Source organism: Streptomyces sp. AM 2-1-1, assembly GCF_029167645.1.
GTDB lineage: Bacteria > Actinomycetota > Actinomycetes > Streptomycetales > Streptomycetaceae > Streptomyces.
The window spans coordinates 6,572,853-6,593,837 of the sequence record NZ_CP119147.1; the positions used below are offsets into that span (position 1 = coordinate 6,572,853).

Annotated in this window: 21 protein-coding genes; 7 read left to right on the plus strand and 14 right to left on the minus strand. The window is 71.5% G+C overall.

The genetic code is table 11. The annotated features are described in order from the left end of the window. Window positions 1-27 precede the first annotated feature (27 nt). Both PZB77_RS28550 and PZB77_RS28555 read left to right on the plus strand, forming a co-directional pair. Window positions 28-1,248 (plus strand): spore photoproduct lyase family protein, encoded by a 1,221-nt coding sequence (locus PZB77_RS28550; RefSeq protein ID WP_343299884.1) that lies wholly within the window; start codon window positions 28-30, stop codon window positions 1,246-1,248. Window positions 1,249-1,466: 218 nt separating this feature from the next. Further along, window positions 1,467-1,682 carry a hypothetical protein gene (locus PZB77_RS28555; protein ID WP_275495513.1) on the plus strand — a complete coding sequence of 72 codons (216 nt, stop codon included), beginning with the start codon at window positions 1,467-1,469 and terminating at the stop codon, window positions 1,680-1,682. A gap of 389 nt (window positions 1,683-2,071) precedes the next feature. On the opposite strand, the gene efeU is transcribed toward PZB77_RS28555, so the two are convergent. From efeU to efeO, 3 genes are read right to left on the minus strand one after another with little or no spacing between them, the layout of a single operon-like run. After that, window positions 2,072-2,902 carry an iron uptake transporter permease EfeU gene (gene efeU, locus PZB77_RS28560; RefSeq protein WP_275495514.1) on the minus strand — a complete coding sequence of 277 codons (831 nt, stop codon included), beginning with the start codon at window positions 2,900-2,902 and terminating at the stop codon, window positions 2,072-2,074. Between the two features lie 21 nt (window positions 2,903-2,923). Then, window positions 2,924-4,219 (minus strand): iron uptake transporter deferrochelatase/peroxidase subunit, encoded by a 1,296-nt coding sequence (efeB, locus tag PZB77_RS28565; protein WP_275495515.1) that lies wholly within the window; start codon window positions 4,217-4,219, stop codon window positions 2,924-2,926. A 28-nt stretch (window positions 4,220-4,247) separates the two neighbouring features. After that, window positions 4,248-5,387 (minus strand): iron uptake system protein EfeO, encoded by a 1,140-nt coding sequence (efeO, locus tag PZB77_RS28570; protein ID WP_275495516.1) that lies wholly within the window; start codon window positions 5,385-5,387, stop codon window positions 4,248-4,250. A gap of 421 nt (window positions 5,388-5,808) precedes the next feature. Between efeO and PZB77_RS28575 the strand changes: the two genes are divergently transcribed. Beyond that, the gene (locus tag PZB77_RS28575) at window positions 5,809-6,189 is read left to right on the plus strand and encodes a BlaI/MecI/CopY family transcriptional regulator (protein WP_275495517.1); all 381 of its coding nucleotides are present in this window, start codon (window positions 5,809-5,811) and stop codon (window positions 6,187-6,189) included. After that, window positions 6,186-7,133, plus strand: a complete 948-nt coding sequence (locus PZB77_RS28580) for a M56 family metallopeptidase (protein ID WP_275495518.1) — start codon at window positions 6,186-6,188, stop codon at window positions 7,131-7,133. The genes PZB77_RS28575 and PZB77_RS28580 overlap by 4 nt, the downstream gene beginning before the upstream one ends. Window positions 7,134-7,258: 125 nt before the next feature. On the opposite strand, the gene PZB77_RS28585 is transcribed toward PZB77_RS28580, so the two are convergent. The 5 genes from PZB77_RS28585 to PZB77_RS28605 all read right to left on the minus strand — a co-directional run bounded on the left by PZB77_RS28585 (window position 7,259) and on the right by PZB77_RS28605 (window position 13,319). After that, the gene (locus tag PZB77_RS28585; RefSeq protein ID WP_275496251.1) at window positions 7,259-8,647 is read right to left on the minus strand and encodes a cellulose binding domain-containing protein; all 1,389 of its coding nucleotides are present in this window, start codon (window positions 8,645-8,647) and stop codon (window positions 7,259-7,261) included. A gap of 65 nt (window positions 8,648-8,712) precedes the next feature. Continuing rightward, on the minus strand, window positions 8,713-10,221 hold the full coding sequence (locus PZB77_RS28590) for a beta-N-acetylhexosaminidase (RefSeq protein WP_275496252.1): 1,509 nt from the start codon (window positions 10,219-10,221) through the stop codon (window positions 8,713-8,715). Window positions 10,222-10,235: 14 nt separating this feature from the next. Continuing rightward, window positions 10,236-10,985: a carbohydrate ABC transporter permease gene (locus PZB77_RS28595; protein ID WP_275496253.1), complete on the minus strand. Its 750-nt coding sequence runs from the start codon at window positions 10,983-10,985 to the stop codon at window positions 10,236-10,238. A gap of 92 nt (window positions 10,986-11,077) precedes the next feature. Next, window positions 11,078-12,079 (minus strand): sugar ABC transporter permease, encoded by a 1,002-nt coding sequence (locus PZB77_RS28600; RefSeq protein ID WP_275495519.1) that lies wholly within the window; start codon window positions 12,077-12,079, stop codon window positions 11,078-11,080. Window positions 12,080-12,104: 25 nt separating this feature from the next. Next, the gene (locus PZB77_RS28605; RefSeq protein ID WP_275496254.1) at window positions 12,105-13,319 is read right to left on the minus strand and encodes an extracellular solute-binding protein; all 1,215 of its coding nucleotides are present in this window, start codon (window positions 13,317-13,319) and stop codon (window positions 12,105-12,107) included. Window positions 13,320-13,553: 234 nt separating this feature from the next. Between PZB77_RS28605 and PZB77_RS28610 the strand changes: the two genes are divergently transcribed. The 3 genes from PZB77_RS28610 (at window position 13,554) to PZB77_RS28620 (ending at window position 16,797) form a co-directional block, all read left to right on the plus strand. Then, a complete protein-coding gene (locus PZB77_RS28610; RefSeq protein ID WP_275495520.1) occupies window positions 13,554-14,387 on the plus strand; it encodes a GntR family transcriptional regulator in 834 nt (277 codons plus the stop codon). 144 nt (window positions 14,388-14,531) lie between these two features. Then, complete coding sequence (locus PZB77_RS28615; RefSeq protein WP_275495521.1) at window positions 14,532-15,662, plus strand: right-handed parallel beta-helix repeat-containing protein; 1,131 nt, start codon at window positions 14,532-14,534, stop codon at window positions 15,660-15,662. Between the two features lie 34 nt (window positions 15,663-15,696). After that, window positions 15,697-16,797, plus strand: coding sequence for a methyltransferase (locus PZB77_RS28620; protein ID WP_275495522.1), 1,101 nt, complete (start codon window positions 15,697-15,699; stop codon window positions 16,795-16,797). An 87-nt stretch (window positions 16,798-16,884) separates the two neighbouring features. Here PZB77_RS28620 and PZB77_RS28625 read toward each other — a convergent pair whose 3' ends face one another. The 6 genes from PZB77_RS28625 to PZB77_RS28650 all read right to left on the minus strand — a co-directional run bounded on the left by PZB77_RS28625 (window position 16,885) and on the right by PZB77_RS28650 (window position 20,983). Beyond that, window positions 16,885-17,205: a TcmI family type II polyketide cyclase gene (locus tag PZB77_RS28625; RefSeq protein ID WP_275495523.1), complete on the minus strand. Its 321-nt coding sequence runs from the start codon at window positions 17,203-17,205 to the stop codon at window positions 16,885-16,887. Window positions 17,206-17,275: 70 nt separating this feature from the next. Beyond that, window positions 17,276-17,755: an SRPBCC family protein gene (locus PZB77_RS28630; RefSeq protein WP_275495524.1), complete on the minus strand. Its 480-nt coding sequence runs from the start codon at window positions 17,753-17,755 to the stop codon at window positions 17,276-17,278. Between the two features lies 1 nt (window position 17,756). Then, complete coding sequence (locus PZB77_RS28635) at window positions 17,757-18,014, minus strand: acyl carrier protein (RefSeq protein WP_275495525.1); 258 nt, start codon at window positions 18,012-18,014, stop codon at window positions 17,757-17,759. A gap of 16 nt (window positions 18,015-18,030) precedes the next feature. Further along, on the minus strand, window positions 18,031-19,287 hold the full coding sequence (locus tag PZB77_RS28640; protein ID WP_275495526.1) for a beta-ketoacyl synthase N-terminal-like domain-containing protein: 1,257 nt from the start codon (window positions 19,285-19,287) through the stop codon (window positions 18,031-18,033). Next, complete coding sequence (locus PZB77_RS28645) at window positions 19,284-20,552, minus strand: beta-ketoacyl-[acyl-carrier-protein] synthase family protein (RefSeq protein WP_275495527.1); 1,269 nt, start codon at window positions 20,550-20,552, stop codon at window positions 19,284-19,286. The genes PZB77_RS28640 and PZB77_RS28645 overlap by 4 nt, the downstream gene beginning before the upstream one ends. Continuing rightward, entirely contained in the window at window positions 20,549-20,983 is a 435-nt protein-coding gene (locus PZB77_RS28650) for a cupin domain-containing protein (protein ID WP_275495528.1), read from the minus strand. Before PZB77_RS28650 ends, PZB77_RS28645 begins: the two co-directional genes overlap by 4 nt. Window positions 20,984-20,985: the final 2 nt, after the last annotated feature.

The window sequence follows — 20,985 nt, forward strand, 5'->3', positions numbered from 1 at the left end:
CCGCACGCACGCGAGAAGGAGCAGCACGTGGACCAGCGGTCGGCGGAGCCCGGACCGGCGGAACCCGAGCCAGGGAAGCCCGGCCCGGGACACCCCGCCCCGGCGGAACCCGAGCAGCAGGCGCTCTTCGCCTGGGACGACACCGCACCGGCGTCCACCGTGCCCCAGCCGTTCCGCGACAGCGCGCCGGCGCGCCGGATGCTCGACGTCCGGGAGGTCTACGCCGAGCCGGCCGCCCTCGACTCCCCGCGCGGCCGGCAGATCATGGCCCGGCTGCCGGGGGTGCGTGTGACGCAGGTGGACAGTCACTGGCGCATCCCCTCCCTCCACGGCAACGACGGCAACATCGCCCGCTGGGTACGTGTCAAGACCGAGACGCTCGTCCTCGGGGTCAAGCACCAGCTCGCCACGCGCCCCAACGGCAGGTCGGCCGACTGGATCGCGCCCGGGCCCTCCAACGGCTGTGCGATGGCCTGCGTCTACTGCTACGTCCCCCGGCGCAAGGGCTTCGCCAACCCCATCACGCTCTTCACCAACATCGAGGCGATCGTGGCCCACGTGCGGCGCCACGTACGCGCCCAAGGCCCCAAGACGGAACCCAACCAGTGTGATCCCCGCGCGTGGGTCTACGACATCGGCGAGAACGGCGACTGTTCCGTGGACGCCCTGATCTGCGACAACACGGCGGACCTGATCGCCGCGTTCCGTAGTCTGCCGACGGCGAAAGCCTCCTTCGCCACGAAGTTCGTCAACCCCGACCTGCTCGCGCTCGATCCGCAGGGCCGGACCCGGGTGCGCTTCTCCGTCATGCCGCCCGACGACGCACGGCTGCTGGACATCCGCACCAGCCCCGTCGCCGAGCGGATCGCCGCGGCCGCCGACTTCCTCGACGCCGGATACGAGGTCCACTTCAACCTCTCACCCGTCGTGCTGCGCCCGGGATGGCAGCGTGACTGGGCCGACCTCTTCGCCCACCTCGACGACGTGCTGCCGGCCCGCGTGAAGGAGCAGGCGGCCGCCGAGATCATCATGCTGACCCACAACCAGTCCCTCCACGAGGTGAATCTCGGCTGGCACCCCCGGGCCGAGGACGTGCTCTGGCAACCCGGGGCCCAGGAGACCAAGCGCTCGCAGAACGGCGCCCTCAACGTCCGTTACGAGCGGGAGATCAAACGGCAGGCGCTGATCCGCGTCCAGGAACTGCTGGCGGAACGCGCACCCTGGATGCGCGTCCGGTACGCCTTCTGAGGGAGGGGTTGCCCGTCACCGGCCGGGGTACTCGGGAGCGGGGCCGAGGTCCCGCGGGCAGCGGTCCGGAGACTGTTGGGCGGCTGCCCGGAGCAGTAAGATGATCATGGCAGGCGCGGTCCCGGACGACCTCCGGCGCCGAGCCCTCCTCCCGCATCCCCCACCCGATGCTCGTCCGTCCGAGACCCGGAGCGGCATCCCGCCCGCCAGGAGCCACCATGCGATCGAACGACCCGACCCAGCCGTCCCCCGGCGAGGCACGAGACCCGTACGAGGAGCATCGCCGGACCTGCCGTCAGTGCGCGGCGGACGCGGCACCGTGTCCGGTGGCCAAGCATCTGCGCCGTGCGTACAACAACGCCCTCCGCGCCGCGCGTTCTCAGCAGGCCGACCACGCGCAGCCCTCCCCCTCGCGAGGTACGTTCCCGCAGTGAACCCCGTGTGAGTGCGGGGCGTGAGCCGGGCGGTCGGGGAGCGGGTGCCGTGTCCGGCGTGACCTGCGGTCGGCGAGCAGGTCGTGCCTGGCGGTTCGCTCGGTTCACCAAGAGGCCATGGACGGTTCCGCCGCATCCCCCACGTCACGGCCGAGAGATCGATTCCCTCGCTGCGGTCACCTCGTGGACTCCGCGACCGACGAGACCCGCGCACGGCGTCCGGCCGACGTGGGGGAGCCGACGGCCGCCTCGGTGCCCCCGGAACCGATGGGCCGCCCGGACCGCCGGCCGCGCCACGCCATGCGGGGGCTCACCGTCCGCACCCCACAGGACGGTGAGACCCCGCTGGCGGTGCTGGTGCCCCGGCGGATGTACGCCAATGCCTGCGATCAGGTGGTCCCGACCGTGGTCGCGGGAGCCGGGCGGCGGGGAGGTGCGAGGAAGAGCGCCATGACCGGGACGACGTAGAACGCCCACGCGGCACTCTGGAGGACCGTCGGGTCGGGCTGGAAGTTGAACACACCCTTGAGGAGGGTGCCGTACCAGCTGTCGGCGGGGACGGCCGAACTGACGTCGAACGCCAGGGTGTGCAGGCCGGGCAGGAAGTCACCCTCCTGGAGGTCGTGGAAGCCGTAGGCGAGGACGCCCGCCGCGACCACGACCAGCATCGCGCCGGTCCAGGTGAAGAACCTCGACAGGTTGATGCTCAGGGCGCCGCGGTAGAACAGCCAGCCCAGTACCACGGCGGTGAGCAGTCCGAGCGCCGCGCCGACCAGGGGACGGACACCGTCGCCGGTGGCCTGGACCGCCGTCCAGATGAACAGCGAGGTCTCCAGACCCTCGCGGCCGACGGCCAGGAACGCGGTGAGGACCAGGGCGCCCGTGCCCATGGCGAGGGCGGCGTCGAGGCGGCCGTGGAGTTCGGTCTTCATGTGGCGCGCGGTGCGCTTCATCCAGAAGACCATCCACGTCACCAGGCCCACCGAGACGATCGACAGGCTGCCGCCCAGCAGTTCCTGGGCCTGGAAGGTCAGGGTGGAGGAGCCGAACTGGAGGACGGCACCGAATCCGAGGGACAGGGCGACCGCCAGGCCGACTCCCAGCCACAGCGGCCCGAGCTTGTCCTTGTTCCCGGACTTGACCAGGTAGGCGACCAGGATGCAGACGACCAGGCTCGCCTCCAGGCCCTCGCGCAGGCCGATCAGATAGTTGCCGAACACGGCGTCAATCCCTTCCGGGAATCAGGAGAAAAGGGTCCGGCCCCACCAGTCGTCCTTGTCGCGGACGCCCGGCGGGACGGCGAAGACGGCCGAACCCACGTGCTGGATGTACTCGTTGAGCGCGTCGTGCCGCGCGAGACCCCGCTGGATCGGGATGAAGCCCTTGCGTACGTCACGCTGGTAGGCCAGGAAGAACAGGCCCGCGTCGAGCCGGCCCAGCCCGTCCGTACCGTCCGTGAAGGAGTAGCCGCGGCGCAGGATCGTCGCCCCGCCGTTGGTGTCCGGGTGCGCCAGGCGGACGTGCGCGTCGGGCTTCATCGCCTTCAGGAACGGCTCGTCGCGCTCCTCGGACCTGCCGACGGGAGCGCCCTCGCCCTTGTCCCGGCCGAAGACGTCCTCCTGCTCCTGGAGCGAGGTGCGGTCCCAGGTCTCGATGTGCATCCGGATGCGCCGGGCCACCAGGTACGAGCCCCCCGCCATCCAGGCGCTGCCGTCGCCCGGGGCGGCCCACACGTGCTTGTCCAGGGCGGCCGAGTCGGTGCCCGAGACGTTCCGGGTGCCGTCCTTGAACCCCATCATGTTCCGCGGGGTCTGCGCGTCCGGAGTGGTCGAGGAGGTCTTGCCGAAGCCCAGCTGCGACCAGCGGACGGCCACCCTGCCGAAGCCGATACGGGCGAGCTGGCGGATCGCGTGCACCGCCACCTGGGGATCGTCGGCACAGGCCTGCACACAGAGGTCACCGCCGGAACGAGCCGCGTCGAGGTTGTCGCCGGGGAACGTCTCCAGGTCCACCAGAGCCTCGGGGCGCTCGGCCTCCAGGCCGAAACGGTCCCGGGCGAACAGCCCGGGGCCGAAACCGATGGTCAGGGTCAGGCGCGACGCCGACAGGCCGAGGGCCTCGCCGGTGTCGTCCGGCGGAGCCTCCGGCAGGCCGCCGAAGCCGCCCTCGCCGACCGGGAGGCCCGCCGTCATCAGGCGGGCCGCGACGGTCCACTCCTTGAGCAACCGGACCAGTTCGGCCCGGTCCCCGGTCCGCACGTCGAACGCCGCGAAGTGCAGGCGGTCCTGCACGGCGCTGGCGATGCCGGCCTGGTGCTCACCGTGGAAGGGCACCGCCGACCGGGTGCGGGAACCGTCGTCGTCGGAGCCGCTCAGGAGCCCGACGGCACCGCCGGCCGAGGCGCCGAGCGCGAGCCCGGCTCCGCCCCAGCCGAGCACGGCGCGGCGCGAGAACCCGGAGGAACCGGCCTCCGGCGCGGACGGCTCGGACCGCTCAGCCTGTCCGAGCCGTCCGGACTGCTCAGCCTGTTCGGGCATGGAAGCTCCCGTTCCTTCCCCGCCGGCCCTACTTGGCAACCGCTGCGGCGAGCTTGGAGAGCGGCTCGGCCAACGCGTTGACGGCGTCGGAGAACTGCTTGCGATCCGCTGCGCCGACCTTGTCGTACGTGACGAACGCGGTGGCCCCCGGGGCGCTGCGGTACTTCTCCAGCAGGGCGTCCAGAGCGGCGAACTGCTTGTCCAGCTCCGTCACCAGGGCCGCGTCGTTCTTCGCGGCGGTCGGCTTGAGCAGCTCGTACGCCTTCTGCGCGCCCTCCACGTTGGCCTTGAAGTCGTCGAGGTCCGTGTGGGAGTAACGGTCCTCCTCGCCGGTCACCTTGCCGGTCGCGACCTCGTCCAGCAGCTCCTTGGCGCCGTTGGCCATCGAGGTGGGCGTGATCTCCGCCTGACCGACCCGCTTCTGCCAGTCGGTGAGGTCCTTGTCGAGCTGGGTGGCGAGCGCCTTCTCCTCGTCACCGATCTTCTTGTCGGCCCACAGGGCCTTCTCCAGGCGGTGCCACCCGGTCCACTTCTGGCCGGGCTCCAGACCGTCCTCGCGGGTGTCGGTCAGCGGGTCGATGTCGCCGAAGGACTCGGCGATCGGCTCGGTACGCTCCCAGCCGGTGCGGGAGGGTGCGAACGCCGCCTTGGCCGCCGTGATGTCACCGGCGCGGACCGCGTCCGTGAAGACCTTGACCTTCGGGAGGGTCTCGTCGGCCTGGCCCTGGGCGTACGAGCGGTAGGCGGCGACGGCGGCGTCGAGCTCGGGGCTGCGCTTCCGCGCGCCCTCGCCGGTGGCCTTGACCTTGGTGCGGATGCCGTCACCCTTCATACCGGGCTTGCAGGCGAACTCGTACTCGCCCGCCTTGACCTCGGCGGTGATCGTGGCCTTGGTGCCGGGGCCGATGTTCTCGCGCTCGGCGGCGATCCGGTCGTCCGGGAAGAGCACGTACAACTCGGTGACCTTGGAGCCCTTGTTCTCGACCTCGACGGAGATCTTGCCCGCCGGGAACTCGGTCTTGGAGACCTTGCAGTCACTGTCCGAAGCGGTCACCCGGATGGCTCCGGCGGCCCCGGCGTCGGTCTTCTGCGCACACCCCGTGGCCGTGACGGTGACTATCGCCAGACCGGCGGCTGCGAGAAATGCCGCGCGGGAGGATGAGGACATCGTGGCTCCAGGGAAAGCGGGCGGCAGAGCCGCAGAGTTAGGCAAGGCTGCCCTTCCGACTACGGAACTGTAGACGATGGTGGCCGCTACGTCTGCCCCCGGGCCGGGGCGGGGGGAGAGGGTGCCCGGCCGCCCGTCCCGGTGGGTCCGCCCCCGCAGCGCCGGCTTGACGGTGGGGCGGGTCGCTGCGAGGAGCGGGCCGCCTATCGCGTCGGTGAAGCGGTGCGTGCCGATCGCCCCGGCCGACGGATGCGGGACGGTCCGCACGACCGGCACGAAGCGGGCGAGAACGAAGTGACGGCCCGTCGGCGGGCCGGCTCGACCGGATCGGGGGCGCACTCGCCTCTGTAAAGTGAGGTGAGGCAAACCTATTCTTGTGTTCGGGAGCGTCCGCCCGGGGCGACAGCGAGGCGGTGGCGGGATGGTGGAGGACGGCCAGGACGCGAGACGTCCGCACGGTGAGCTCGTCGCGGACGTACTCGCGGTCCTCTGGGCCGCGCGGGAGCCCCTGACGCCGAAGCAGGTCAACGCCGCGATCGGCCGGGACCTGGCGCGGACGACGGTGACGACGATCCTGACCCGCCTGCACGAGAGGGGGACGCTCGTGCGGAGCCGTGCGGCCCGGGGGTTCGCCTACGCCGCGGCCGACGACGCCGCAGGTCTGGCGGCCGGCCGGATGCGCCGGGAGCTGGAGCGCGAACCCCGCCGCGACCTCGTGCTCAAGCGCTTCGTGTCCTCGCTCTCCGAGGGCGACGAGGAGGCGCTGCGGCGCATGCTCCTGGAGACCGGGGGAGACCCGTGACCCTCGTCCTGGCGATGGTTGGGCTGACGTTGGTGCTTCCGTGGGGCGGAGCCGCGGCCGGCCGCGGACTGGCCGCGTTCCTGCCGCCGCGAGAAGCGTGCGCCGTGCTGACTTCGGCCGCAGTGCTGCTCGCGGGCGGTACGGTCGCGGCCCTCGTCGGCCTGTTCCACGTACCGTTCCTCGCCTCCCTCGAACGGGTTCCGTTGCCGCGGTCGGCCGCCGAGTGGCCCGCGGCCCTGCCGATCGCCGCCGCTGCCGGAGTGGTGCTGGTGACCCAGGCGGTGCTCGTCGGCCGCCGCTGGTACGAGCGCCGCTCGATCCTGGCCGGTGCCCGGGCCTCGGCCGGTGACCCGGACTCGGACAGCGACCTGCTGGTGGTGCCCGACGCGGATCCCCAGGCCTTCGCGCTTCCGGGCAGACGCGGGCAGCGCGGCCGCGTCGTGGTGACCACGGGCATGATCCGGGCCCTGGAACCGGACGAACGTGACGTGCTGTTCAGCCACGAGCGGGCCCATCTCGCGGGCCGTCACCACGTGCTGTCCGTCTCCGTCCACCTGGCCGCCGCGGTGCACCCCGCGCTGCGCTCGCTGCTCCCCGCCCTCGACTACCACCTGGAACGCTGGGCCGATGAGTCGGCGGCCGCCTCGGTGGGCGACCGGAAGCTCGCCGCGACGGCGATCGCACGCGCGGCACTCGCCGCGGCATCCTCCGGACGGACGGATACGGCCCGCGGCCCGCTGCTCTCCGTCGGCACCGGCCCGGTCCCGCAGCGGGTCGGAGCCCTGCTGGGTCCCGTACCCTCACGGCCCCGGGGAGCGGGGCCGCGGGCGGCCGCGGCCGGCCTGCTGGCGGCAGTCGTGGTGCCGGCGCTGCTGGGACTGGTCCTGCCCTACGGCCTGCACGAGTACGTGGAGTCGACCGCCCGGGCGCTGCTCGCGCGCTGAGCGTCCGTTTCGGGGACGGTCCGGGGACGGACGCGCGACCGTCCCCCCGGACCGTCCCCTCCCCGTACCGGACCCCGTCCCGCCGGGCGGGGCCGGCGGGACGGGGTCCGGCGGGAGGTGAGGCCTCAGGAGACCGTGGGCACGGTGTCCTCGAACGACTTGCCCGCCGCCCGGTAGGCAGCGATCTCGGCGGTGACCTGGGCCGGGGTCAGCACCCGGTCCTTGACGTGCAACACCCAGTCGACCTTCTGGTCGTAGGCACGCGGGGTGGTGCTGGTCTGGCCCGCGAGGTCGATCAGCCACTGGTTGAAGTTGATGGACATCGGCCGCTCCGGCAGGTAGCGGGAGTCGTGACGCCCGAACTCGACGCCGTCGATGGAGTAGACGATGGAGCTGTTGTCGATGGTGAGGACCAGATCGTGCCAGCCCGCGTAGCTGATCCGGGACTCGGAGTGCTGGTTGACCGCCTCCCACGGGTCGGGGCGGTAGGTCTCCCAGGACGTCGTGTAGAGGATGTTCGCGGGCTCGCCCCAGCCGCCGTTGGGCAGGTACTCGAAGTCGTACTCCGCGTAGTCGTCGGCCATCGGCGCCTTGAGGTCGTTGATGGTGAAGAAGGTGCTGACGAGGTGGTCCCCGTCGGGTCCGTACTTCGGGGCGTCGGCGAACCGCACCCGGGCCGCGTAGGTGCCGTTGCGGAACTTCGTCGCCTTGGTGAGGACTTCGGCCTGCTCGGTGGTCCCCGCGGTACCGGCGGTGGAGGTCTCCAGGTTCATGATCGTGTTGGTCCCCTCCTTGGCGAAGGTGACGTTCTCGGCCGGCCAGCTCGCGCCCGGCACGCCGGGGCCGCCCGAGTTGGAGCGCACGTTCCAGCCGTGCGCGCCGATCGCGGGGTCGCTGTACGACGTGTAGGTGAAGTCGTCGAAGAGCCGGGCGCCGCCACCGGGCGGATCGGTCGGGTCCGTGGGAACGGTCGGGTCGGTGCCCGGGCCGTTGCCCGCCGGCGCGGTGCCCCACACCTGGGTACCGCCCACGGTCGCGGTCACCTTGGACCAGTTGGCGTACGAGGTCTGCGCCGAGCCGAAGGAGTAGTCGTCCGACTGGTTCAGCGGCTGCCAGTTGGAGCGGTGGAAGCGCAGCTGCATGTCGCCGGTGTCCGCGCCGGGAGCCAGCGAGCCGGCCCCGGCGGTGAAGCCGATCTCCAGGTAGCGGTCGGCCGTCGCGGTGGGGTGCGCGAGTGTGCCGAAGGTGCCCGTGATGTTGGCGCACCCCTTGACCGCCCAGGAGCAGGCGTAGGTGTACGAAGCTCCGGCGTCCGCCTTGAAGTAGTAGCGGATCTTGACCTGCGCGAGGGAGACGGACGCGCTGCCGGTGTTGACGGCCTTGAACCAGGGTTCCGCCTGGTCGGAACCGGTGGAGCTCTGGCGGTACTGGACCGTCAGGGGTTCGCCGGCGGCGGTGGCGGGCACGGCCGCCAGGGTGGCGGAGCCGAGGCCGGCCAGCGCCAGGGCGGCCAGTGCGACGCGGACGCGGGAGGTGCGGGGACGGGAGGTGCGCTCTCTCTTGTTCGTGGCTGTGCTCGTCACCTGGTGTTCCTCTCGGGAAGGTGGATCGTGGAGGGACGGCCCGGCACCCCGAGGGCGTCGAGCCGGGTCTTGTGGTGGTCCAGCCGCGCCCGGAACCCGTCCCAGTCGCGGCCGCCGGACCAGGCGGTGTCGGCCAGGGCGCACAGCCGGGGGAAGAGGAGGTACTCGGCGTGCGCGGCGGTGGGCACGTACTCCGTCCACAACTGGGCCTGGGTGCCCAGTACGTGGGCGGCGTCCGCCGGATCCCAGTGGTCGGGCGCGGGGTCGGTGGCGTGGACGGTGGGCAGGTCCACGGTGAAGCCGGGCTGCCCCGGCGGTTCGTCGGAGTGCGTGGAGGCCGGGTAGTCGAGGTAGGTGGAACGGTGCGGGGTCATGATGACCGGGTGGCCCTCACGCGCCGCCGCGAGCCCGTGCTCCGCCTCCCGCCACGCCATCACGGTGAACGACTTCGGCAGGTCGTCGCCGCTCTCGGTCCAGCCCAGCGGGCGTCTGCCGTGCTCGGTCAGGTAGGTCCCGACCCGGTCCATGAGCCAGCGGCGGAGCTCCTCTGGCCCGGCCAGCCCCTGCTCGGCGACGCGCCGCAGCGCGGAGGGCGAGGAGTGCCACTCGTCGGTCGGGCACTCGTCGCCGCCGACGTGGATGTACGGCGAGGGGAAGATCTCCATGACCTCGCCGAGCACGGCCCGGCAGAAGTCGAGGGCCTCGTCGTGGACGCCGAGGACGGTGTCGCAGACGCCGTGGCGGTCCCAGACGTCCAGCCGGCGGTCGGGGAAGTTGCCGAGGTGCGGGTAGGCGGCGAGCGCGGCGCGGACGTGCCCGGGCATCTCGATCTCCGGGACGACGGTCACCCCGCGGTCGGCGGCGTAGGCGACCAGGCCGGTCAGTTCCTCGCGGGTGTACGCGCCTCCGTGCGGCACCCCGCCCACCTCCGTGAGCCGGGGGTAGGCGCCGACCGGCATCCGCCAGCCCTGGTCGTCGGTGAGGTGCAGGTGCAGCACGTTGAGCTTGTGCAGGGCCAGCAGGTCCGTGAAACGCCGCAGGAACGCGACGGGCTGGAAATGACGGGCCACGTCGAGCATCGCCCCCCGCCAGGCGAAGCGCGGCACGTCCGTCGTCTCCAGGCAGGGGATCGACCACGGGATGTCGGGCGCCGGCGCGGTGGAGAGCGCGGCGGCCGGCAGCAGCTGACGCAGGGTCTGGACGCCGTGCAGCAGGCCGTCGGGCCCGGCGGCCCGCAGCAGCACCGCCTCCTCGCTGACGGTGAGCCCGTAGCCCTGGGCGCCGAGGCCGGCGAGTCCGGGATCGAGGGCGAGGACGACCTGTCCGTCGTCCGCGAGGGGCAGCGGCAGTCCGGTCGCCGGAGCGAGCAGGGTACGCAGCAGGAGTGCGGCGGGCCCGGTGCCGGGGGTGGAGCGGATCGCGGTGGTGGCGTCGAAGGTGAAGCGGCCCCTGCGGAGGTGGAGCCGTAAGGGCTTCGGCACGAGGCCGAGACCGGTGGGGGGCATGGACACGGTTACTCCTAACCCTTGACCGCGCCGCCGGTCATACCGGTGGCGACCCGTCGCTGGAGGACGAGGAAGAGGACGAGGACGGGCAGCGCGAAGAGGGTGGAGGCGGCCATGGTGGCGCCCCAGTCGGTGCCGAACACGTTGGAGAACGAGGAGAGCCAGACGGGCAGGGTCCGGTCGTCCTGGTCCTTGATGATCAGCATGTTGGCGAAGGCGAACTCGTTCCACGCGGTGATGAAGCCGAAGAGGGAGGTGGCGAGCAGCCCCGGAGCCAGCAGCGGGAACGTGACCCGGCGGAAGGCGGCGGCCCGGGTGCATCCGTCCACCTGGGCCGCCTCCTCCAGCTCGGCGGGGATCGCGGACAGGAAGCTCCGCAGGGTCACGATGGTGAAGGGCAGCGTGATCATGAAGTAGACGAGGGTCAGGGTCGCGAGCCGGTCGAGCATGTCGGTGTCGCGGGCGATGACGTACATCGGGATCAGCAGCGCCTCCCACGGGGCGACCTGGGCGACGAACACCATGAGGACGAAGCCCCGGCGGCCCTTCCAGCGCAGCCGGGCCACGGCGAACGCGGCGCCGAGGGCGACCACGAGGGCCAGCAGGACGCACCCCACCGTGACCATCAGGCTGTTGCGCCAGAACGACCAGAAGCCGTCGGCCGTCACCGCGTCGGAGAAGTGCTCCAGCGTCATCGAGGCGGGCAGGAACACCGGGGTCTTCGACTGGATGTCCGCGGTCGGCTTGAACGCGGTGAGGATCATCCAGTAGACGGGGAAGACGCTGAGCGCGAAGACGAGCACCGCCCCCGCGTGCAGGGGCAGTCCGCGCAGGGCCACGCGGGCGCGGAGGGATCTCACAGCTCGGCCTCCTGACGGAACATCTGGCGGAAGTAGAGGACCAGCGCGCCGACCAGGACGAGGACGGTGAGGGTCGCGGCGGCCGCCCCCAGGTCGTAGCGGTGCAGTGACTGGGCGACTCGGTAGGCGTAGACCGGCAGCGTGGTGGTCGCACCGCCGGGACCGCCCTCGGTGACCGCCCAGATCTGTGCGAAGCACCGGAAGACCCAGATGACCTCCAGGCTCAGCACCAGCCCGAAGACCGGCCGCAGGAGGGGCAGCGTGAGGGACCGGAAGATCCGCCAGCCGCCGGCTCCGTCGATCCGGGCGGACTCGAAGAGCTCGGCCGGGACGGTGGTCAGCGCGGAGTGCAGGGTGACGGCGACGAAGGGCACCGACTGCCACACCACGAGCAGGACCAGGACGGTGAACGCGGCCGGCCCGTGCGCGAACCACGAGTACCCCTCGAAGGAGTCGAACCCGAGCCGGACCAGCAGCCAGTTGACCACCCCCAGCCGGGAGGCGAAGAGCCACTGGAAGACGGTGGTGGTGGCGATCACCGGGCTGGCCCAGGCGAGCACCAGCCCCACGAGTACCAGGGTCCGCATCTTCTTGCCGAGGTGCTGCAGCATCAGCGCGACGGCGGTGCCGATCACCATGATGAGCACGACGTTGACCGCGGTCCACAGCAGGGTGCGCCGGACGACCTGCCAGAACTCGTCGTCCCGCAGGATCGCGGAGTAGTTCTCCAGGCCCGCGGAGGACGCGTGGCCCCGGATGAGTTCCGCCATGCCGTAGTGCTGGAAGGAGATCAGCAGGTTCCGCACCAGGGGGTAGGCCAGCAGGAGGGCGAAACCGATCACGGTGGGGGCGACGAGCAGATACGGCCAGAAGGTGGCGGGCACCCTGCGGCGGCGACCACCGGCCGGTCCGGACACCGGGGGAGCGGCCTTCCCGGTGTCCGGGGTGGGCGATCCGGTCGCCGCCCCGGGGCCGATCCGGTCCGCGGTCCGGGTCATGCCCGACCCCCGGGGAGGAGCCCGCTCACGGGTTGAGGGTCTTGCTGATGGCGTCGGACGCGGCCTTCGCCGCCTTCGCCGGGTCGCTCCCGGTCAGCACGGCCGTCATGTACTCCTTGATCGGGTTGGTGGCCTCGACCGCCGCCCACTCGGGGGAGTTGGGCGTGGCGCGTCCCCGTGCCGCGGCGGCCGCCATCGCGGCGTTGCCCTCGTCGTCCTTGAGGACACCGGCCAGCGACGTCCGGTTGGGCACGTAGCTCATGGTGCGCGCGAGCTCCGTCTGCTCCTTCTCCCCGGCGAGGGCCCGCACCACCTCGTAGGCCGCGTCCTGGTGGGCCGAGGCGACGGGGACGATGAGGTCGGAACCGCCGGTGAAGGTCGCCCCGGGGGTACCCGCCGTCCTGCCGGGGATCGGGAAGAACCCGAGCTTGCCCGCGAGGGCCGGATTGGCCTGCTCCACGATCTTGGCACCGCCGGGTACGGCGATGATCTGGGCGACGTCGCCCTTGGCGAACACGTCCGCCTGGGGCGGGTTGGCCTCGTCCGCGTCCTCGGGGCCCTCGCCCAGGGCCTGCAGCCGCTGGTAGAACTCCATGCCCCTCAGCGCCTCAGGACTGCCGAGCGCGCCCCGCCACGTGTCGCCGTCCTTCACGGCGAGTTCGCCGCCCTCTTCCCAGACGAAGCCGGCCAGGGTGTACCAGTTCTGACCGGGGAGGTAGATGCCCTGCTTGCCGCCCTTGTCGAGCTTCCCGGTGATCTCCAGCCACTCCTCGCGGGTGCGGGGAGGCGCGGTGACGCCGGCCTTCGCGAAGAGGTCCTTGTTGTAGATCACCACGCGGTTGGCGGCGTACCAGGGGACACCGAACTGCTTCCCGTCCACCTTCCCCGGCTCCGCCAGGCCGGGCAGCCAGTCCGCGCCCTCCAACTCCGTGACTTTGTCGCTGAGATCGAGCACCCCGCCGCTCTGCGCGTACTGCGCGACCTGGGTGTTGCCCACCTCGATCACGTCCGGGGCGTCCTTGCTGGCGAGGGCAGCGGTGATCTTCTCGCCGATCCCGTCCCACTCCTGTATCTGGATGTCCAGGTCGGTTCCCTGGTGCTGGGTCTCGAACTCCTTCTCGAAACGCTGCAGATAGGCGTCGGAGACGCTGTCCTTCATGATCCATACGGTGAGCGCGGCGGGCCCGCCGGACTGGTCGGACCCGGGCGAGGAGCTGTCGCACGCGGTGAGCGCACACATGGCCGCCAAGGCCACCGCGGCCGGGATGAAGCGGATCTTCACTGGATTCACCTCGAGAAATAGCTGACCAATTGGTCAACTGGACAACGGCGTGGCTAGAAGGTGGCATAGACCAGTGGTGGCGTCAACCCTTGAACTAATAAGGGCAGTTGAGTGCGTTGTAGACTTCCCGCTGCCCCAGTCATCGCTTACCACCGAACCAGTTGCCGACGAAGAGGCGGAGAGGCCAGATCCATGCAGAACAGCTCCTCAGGCTCCGGCGGCGTACTCAAACGCGAGCGGGTCCGCGAACACCTCCTCGGACTGATCGAGGTGCGCCGTCCCGGCGACGCCATCCCCTCGGAGCGCACTCTCAGTGCCGAACTCGGCGTCTCCCGGCCCACTCTGCGCGCCGCGGTCGACGAACTCGTCGCCACCGGACAGCTCGTACGCGAACACGGGCGCGGCATGTTCGTGGCTCCCGCCAAGATCACCCAGGAGCTGGTCTCGGACGACGCGGCCTTCGTGGTGCCCCGCGCGGCCGGCACGTGGTCCAGCAGGCTGCTGCAACTCGACACGATCCGCGCCGGCGCGCGCATCGGCCGCAAGCTGCGGGTGTCGCCCGCGGCCGAGGTGGTCTACATCGCCCGCCTGCGCCTGGTGGACGGCTCGCCGATGGCGATCGAGCACCTCCACATCCCGGCGGAGCTGGTCCCCACCCTCACCCCGCAGGAGCTCGAGGCGGGGGACCTCTACGACCACCTGCGCGAGCACCACCACGTCCACGTCGACCAGGCCGTCCAGTCCATCGAGCCCACCGTCATCAACGAGGCCGAGGCGGCGGTCCTGGACATTCCGGTCCTCTCACCCGCCCTGCTGATCGAACGCCTCACCACCGACACGGCGGGCCGGCCCGTCGAGTACGTGCACTCCCTCTACCGGGGCGACCGCTACCGCATCGTCTCCCGGCTGGCGCTCGGGACCTCCGGCCCGCATCCGCCGCCGGAGAGCCACCACCCGGGGATCCCTCCGGGGGACTTCGCGCACGGCGACATCATCACCTCGTCGACGAGGGGGGACGCCCACTGAACGGGTCCCGGCGCCGCGCGGCCGAGAGGTCCGGCCGGGCCGGAGGGCGACCGGAGGACGCCCCCGTAACCCATTCAGGGGCGCTTGGTGTCCACTCGCTCACCCTGCGTGGCGGGTGGGGTTGATCACCCATAACTTCGGCTCATGAGAACAAAGCACATGAAATGCCTGGCGGGCGTCACCGCCGCCACGGCCACCGTCCTCGGGCTCACCGCCGCCCCCACGGCAGCCTCCGGACCCCACGAACACGTGGTGCACCCAGGAGAATCGATCCAGAAGGCGGTGGACGCCGCGCGCTCCGGCGACACCGTCGTCGTCCTGCCCGGTACCTACCGCGAGAGCGTACTGATCACCACACCGGGCCTGACGCTGCGTGGGACCGGCGAGCGTACGGTGATCGCCCCGGCCGCGGCCGGGACGGCGGCGCCCACCGGGACGGCCCAGGGGCCGGCCGCCGCCGATGGCCCGAGGGCGGCCAACGCCTGCGCCGCGGGCGGCAACGGCATCTGCGTCGTGGGTACCGCCGGACACACCGTCGACGACGTCCGCATCCGCGCCCTCACCGTCTCCGGCTTCACCAAGAACGGCGTATGGGCGTCCTGGACCGACGGTCTCTCCGTCCGCCGGGTGACCGCCCGCGACAACGGCACCTGGGGCATCGCCCAGGAGCGCTCGACCCGCGCCGACCTCCGCCGCAACACCGCCACCGGCAACGGCGACGCGGGTATCTTCGTCGCCAACGCGGTCAGCGAGGAGGGCGGGGCGACGGACACCGGCGGGACGATGATCGCGGACAACACGGTCAGCGGGAACCGCATCGGCGTCACCGTACGCCGGGTCAGGAACCTCCGGGTCGACGACAACACCGTCACCGGCAACTGCAGCGGGATCTTCGTCGTGGGCGACGAGTCCAAGCCCGCGGCCGGAGCGATGACGATCAGCGGCAACCGGATCGTGAAGAACAACAAGGTCTGCGCGGCGACGCCGCGGCTCGCGGCGATCGGGGGATCGGGCATCGTCCTCACCGGCAGCGAGGGCACGGTCGTACGGTCCAACGTCGTCCGGGACAACGTCGGCACCACCGACTTCTCCGGTGGCGTCCTGTTGTTCAAGAGCTTCGTCGGCGCCCTGAACACCGACAACACGGTCAGCGAGAACCTCGTGAGCGGCAACAGCCCCGCGGACCTCGCCAACCGTGACACCTCGGGCACCGGCAACACCTTCAGCGGCAACACCTGCGCCACCTCCGAACCGGCCGGGATGTGTGCCGGATGACCCCGCCCCGCCGCACCAGGAGAATCGAGACGGCATGACCACCGTGAGCCCCACCCCCGGGACCAGCCCCGAGAAGTCCCCCCTCACCTCCACCCTCGCGGCACCCCAGACCCACATCGGCACGGCGACCCCACCGCCCTCCATGCGGCTGAGGGAGCTCGCCTTCGGCGCCGCCTGCGCCGCAGCCGTGCGCGCGGCGGCCCGGCTGGGCGTCGCCGACGCCCTCGGCGAGACTCCGGCCTCCGCCGCGGAACTCGCCCTGGTGGTCGATGCCCAGCCGGTCCCGCTCCAGCGGCTGCTACGGGCCCTGACCTGCTACGGCGTCTTCGCCGAGACGGCGGACGGCAGGTTCGTGCACACCGAGACGTCCCGGCTACTGCGCGAGGACGATCCGCACAGCCTGCGCTACATCTCCCTGTGGTGCACGGAGCCCTGGACCTGGGACGTCTGGCCGCGCCTCGAAGACGCGGTGCGCTCCGGCACGAGCGTCTTCCCCGAGACGTTCGGCAAGGGCTTCTTCGACTACCTCCACCAGGACGCGGGCGAGTCCGCCCAGGTGTTCAACCGCGCGATGACCACCTCCAGCACGCAGTCCGCACGGGACGTCGCCGAACTCCTCGATCTGACCGGCGTCTCCTCGGTCGCCGACATCGGCGGTGGCCAGGGCCACGTCCTCGCCGGCCTGCTGGAGAAGCACCCCGCGGTCCGGGGGACCCTCATGGACCTGCCCGGCGTCGTGGCCCGCGCCGACGCACGGCTGCGCGACGGCGGCCCGCTCGCCGACCGGGTCCGGATCGTGGCCGGCGACTGCCGCGAGGACATCCCGTTCGAGGTGGATCTCTACATCATCAAGAACATCCTCGAATGGGACGACGAGAGCACCCGCAGGACCCTGCGCAACGTGGTCGCCGCGGCCCGGCCGGGCGCCCGCGTGGTGGTCATCGAGAACCTCGTCGACGACACCCCGTCCATGCGGTTCACCACGGCCATGGACCTGCTGCTCCTGCTCAACGTCGGTGGAGCCAAGCACACCCGGGAGAGCCTGCTCGGGCGCCTGGACGAGGCGGGGCTCCGGGTGGGGGAGATCCACCCGGTCAACGCCTACCTGCACGCCTTCGAGTGCACCGTGCCGTAATCGGACAGGGGAATCGCGCGACGCCCCGGGTCCGGCACCGAAGTGCCGGACCCGGGGCGTCGCGCCGTCCGCCGTCGTCCCGTGTGCCTACCGCTGCCACGTGTAGAACGGCTGGGCCATCGCGTCCTTCGGACCGCGCCAGGTCTGCGGGTCGTACGGGCTCACGAAGGCGGTGAGCCGGTCGCTGATGGCCTGGAACTCCGGGTGCTCCATCACCTTGGCGATCTCCGGGCCCGGGGGGCGCTCCGACTCGATCAGGTGCAGGTACACGTCGCCGAACTGGAACAGCGTGCGCCGGTGGACGCCGACGAGGTGCGGGAGGTCCGTGGCGTCGGAGGCCTCGAACAGCTTCGCGATGTCGGGAGCGGAACCGGGAGCCATCCGGGCGACGATCAGAGCGTGGTGCATCGGGCTGCCTTTCGGGGCGATCGGGGGCCGGCGGCGGATCAGGGCCTGCCGTGATCCGCCGGGCGACGCCCTAGTGGGCGGGAACGGAGGCGGAGCGGCGCTCGCGGTCGCGCTGCTCGATCTTGTCGCGGATGAGCTCCATCTGGATGCGGGAGTTGTTGTTGATGTTGTCGGTCATCCACTCGTCGTCGACGGGGGCGTCGGGGCGCATCGCGAAGTCCTGCCGCCAGAGCATGCGGGTGCCACCCCGGACCTCCGAGTACTCCCACCGGATGTTCATGTGCTGGAACGGACCGGGCTCCACCCGCCGCGCCTGCACGTTGCGGCCGGGGCGGTCGGTGGTGCGCTCCGAGACCCAGCTCCAGACCTTGCCGTTGTCGTCGGGCTTCATGGTGAGGCGGAAGGTCGTCTTCTGCCCCTCGCGCCCGAGCACCTCGACCGCCGCGTACTCGCTGAAGAGCTGCGGCCAGTTCTCCAGGTCGTTCGTCATGTCCCAGACGAGATCCAGCGGCGCGGCGATGACGATCTCGTTCTCGGTGTGTCCGGACACGTCAGGCTCCTGTCACGAGGGTGTTGTTGACGAGGTCGAGGAACTCGGCCGGCGTCTTGCACTTGTCGGCGTCGGCGGGCAGCGCGTGACCGTAGCTGTTCTCCAGCGTGGTCACGATGCCGAGCAGCCCGAGCGAGTCCAGGCCGTACTCCTCGAAGGACGAGGTGGGGCGGCTCGCCATCTCGGAGGGGTCGGCGGTCAGGCCGGCACCCTTCTTCATCAGTCCGGCCAGCTCTTCGTACGTCAGCGGTGCGGTCATGAGGGACTTCTCCTTCTCACAGCGGGGTATCGGTGGGGCGGCGCAGCACCAGGGCCGAGTTCGAACCCATCAGGCCGCGACTGAGCACGAGCGCGGTGCGCAGCTCGGCGGGACGTGCCCGCCCGGTGACCACGTCGAGGTCGTGGCACACGTCGAAGACGTTGGGCGTCGGCGGGATCAGCCCGTGTTCCATCGCGAGCACGGCGGCGGCCGTGTCCAGCACGGGCGCGCCGCAGTAGGCGCGTCCGGTGCCGGTCTTGGGCGCCGTCACCGGCACCCGCCGTCCGTGCGCGCCGAGCGCGTCGGCGATCGCCAGCGCCTCGGCCCGGTCGGCGGAGGGCACGCCGAGCGCGTCCGCGAAGACCACGTCGATCTCCTCCGGCGCGCAGCCGGCTTCGCGCAGCGCCCCCTCGATCGCGTGGGCGAGCCCCGCACGGGACTCCTCCCACCGGGACGCGCCGGTGAAGGTGGCGGAGTGGCCGGCCAGTTCGGCCCGCACCCGGGCGCCGCGGGCGCGGGCCGCGGACTCCTCCTCGACCACCAGCATGCCGCCGCCCTCGGCCGGTGCGAAGCCGCAGGCGTCCGCGGTGAACGGCCGGTAGGCCCGGGTGGGTTCGTCGCTGAGGCTGAGGGCTGCGTAACCGAGCTGGCAGACGACCGAGTACGGCGCGAGTGGTGCTTCGGCCGCGCCGACCACCACGGCGTCCGTACCGCGCCGGATGGAGCGCGCCGCGTGCATCAGCGCGTCCAGACCGCCGGCCTCGTCGCTCGCGACGACGGCGCACGGCCCCTTGAAGCCACCCCGGATCGAGATCTGACCGGTACTGGCCGCGTAGAACCAGGCGATGGACTGGTAGGGCCCGACGTAGCGGGAGCCCTCGCCCCACAGCCGCTGGAGCTCGCGCTGACCGAACTCGCCGCCACCGGAACCGGCGGCGGTGACCACGCCCACCTGGAACGGCGCGCCTTCGTAGTCGGCGCGGCCGAGCCGTGCGTCGCTCAGCGCGAGATCGGCGGCGGCCATCGCGTAGTGCGTGAAGCGGTCGGTCTGCACGAGGTAGCGCTCCTCGATGAACGCGACCGGGTCGAAGTCCCGTACCTCGCCGGCGACCCGGAGCGGGAGGTTCTCACAGCCCTCCCGCGAGACCAGGTCGAGGACGCTGACGCCCTCCTGGGTCTGCTTCCAGAAGGCGCCGGCGCCGGTCCCGTTGGGGGCGACGACGCCGATCCCCGTGATGACGGAGGTACGTGCGGAGCCTGCCGGTGCGTTCATGGGGTCCTCCCGCCCGATCGGGTCATGGCGACGGCTGACTGGAATCCACCGAACCCGCTGCCGACCGAGAGCACGCTGCGCAGCTTGAGGGAACGAGCGGTGCGCGGTACGTAGTCGAGGTCGCACTCGGGGTCGGCGGTCTCGTAGTTGGCCGTCGGCGGCACCGTCTGGTGCTTGAGGGCCAGGACGCACGCGGCGATCTCGATCGCGCCGATGGCACCGAGCGAGTGGCCGACCATCGACTTGATCGAGCTCATCGGCACCTTGTACGCGTGCGGCCCCAGGGCCCGTTTGACCGCAGCCGTCTCGTGCCGGTCGTTCTGCTTGGTGCCGGAACCGTGGGCGTTGACGTAGTCGACCTGCGAGCCGTCGAGTCTGGCGTGCGCCAGAGCGCTGTTGATGGCCTCGGCCATCTCCAGCCCTTCGGTGGTCAGCCCGGTCATGTGGTACGCGTTCCCGAAGGTGGCGTACCCCGAGATCTCGCAGTAGACGGTCGCCCCGCGGGCCCGCGCGTGCTCCAGCTCCTCCAGGACGAGGACGGCTCCGCCCTCGCCCATCACGAACCCGTCCCGGCGCGCGTCGAACGGCCTGGAGGCGTGCTCCGGGTCGTCGTTGTTCGCCGAGGTCGCCTTGATGGCGTCGAAGCAGGCCACCGTGATCGGAGTGATCGGTGTGTCGGACGCCCCCGCGATGCAGACGTCCACACGGCCCTCCTCCACGGAGTGGAAGGCGTACCCGATCGCGTCGAGGCCGGAGGTGCAGCCGGTGGAGACGGTCTGCACGGGGCCGTGCGCACCGACCTCCTCCGCGACCGCGGAAGCGAGGGTGCTCGGTGCGAACGCCCGCTCGAGGTGGGCGCCGGCCGACCGGTGGTCGACGTCCCAGCGCGCCCCGCTCTCACTGACCGCGACGTAGTCGTGCTCCAGCCGTGTGGTGCCGCCGACCGCCGTCCCGAGGGAGACCCCGATGCGCCACGGATCCTCCTTCTCCAGGTCGAGCCCGGCATCGCCCAGCGCCTCCCTCGCGGCCACCAGGGCGAACTGGACGTACCGGTCGGAGCGGGCGATCAGTTCCGCGTCCAGGCCGTGGGCGACGGGGTCGAAGTCGCACTCGGCGGCGATCCGCGAGCGGAACTGCGACGGGTCGAACAGCGTGATGCCCCGTGTCGCCGTACGGCCGCCTGCGAGCAGGTCCCAGAACGCCGGGGCGCCGATGCCACCGGGGGCGACGACGCCGACCCCGGTGACTGCCACCCGCCGGGTCATGAGGACGCCGCCGTTCGTTCTGGCGGCGCTCCGCGCTCGGCCGTCTCCGTGACCTCCGTGTCGACGTGGCCGAGCTCCGGACGCGGGGCGAGCGGGCCCAGGTGGAAGACCATGCGCGCCTCCACGTCGCCCACGTTGCGGAAGCGGTGGCGGACGTGCGGCGGGATCAGCAGACCCTGGTCGCGGCGCATGGGGAACGTCTCGCCGTCCAGATCCACTTCGAGCAGGCCGTCCACGACGTAGACGAACTCCTCGGAGTAGGGGTGGTAGTGCTCGCCGATCCGGTCACCGGGCTCGATGAGGGCCAGCCCCATGAAGCCGCTGGTGGCGCCGACCGCCGTGGGCGTGAGCACGGCGCGCAGGTCGCCGCCGCGCCTGCGGTTGGGCTGGGTCTCGCTGAGATCCACGATGCGATGCCGGTGGGTGGTCATGG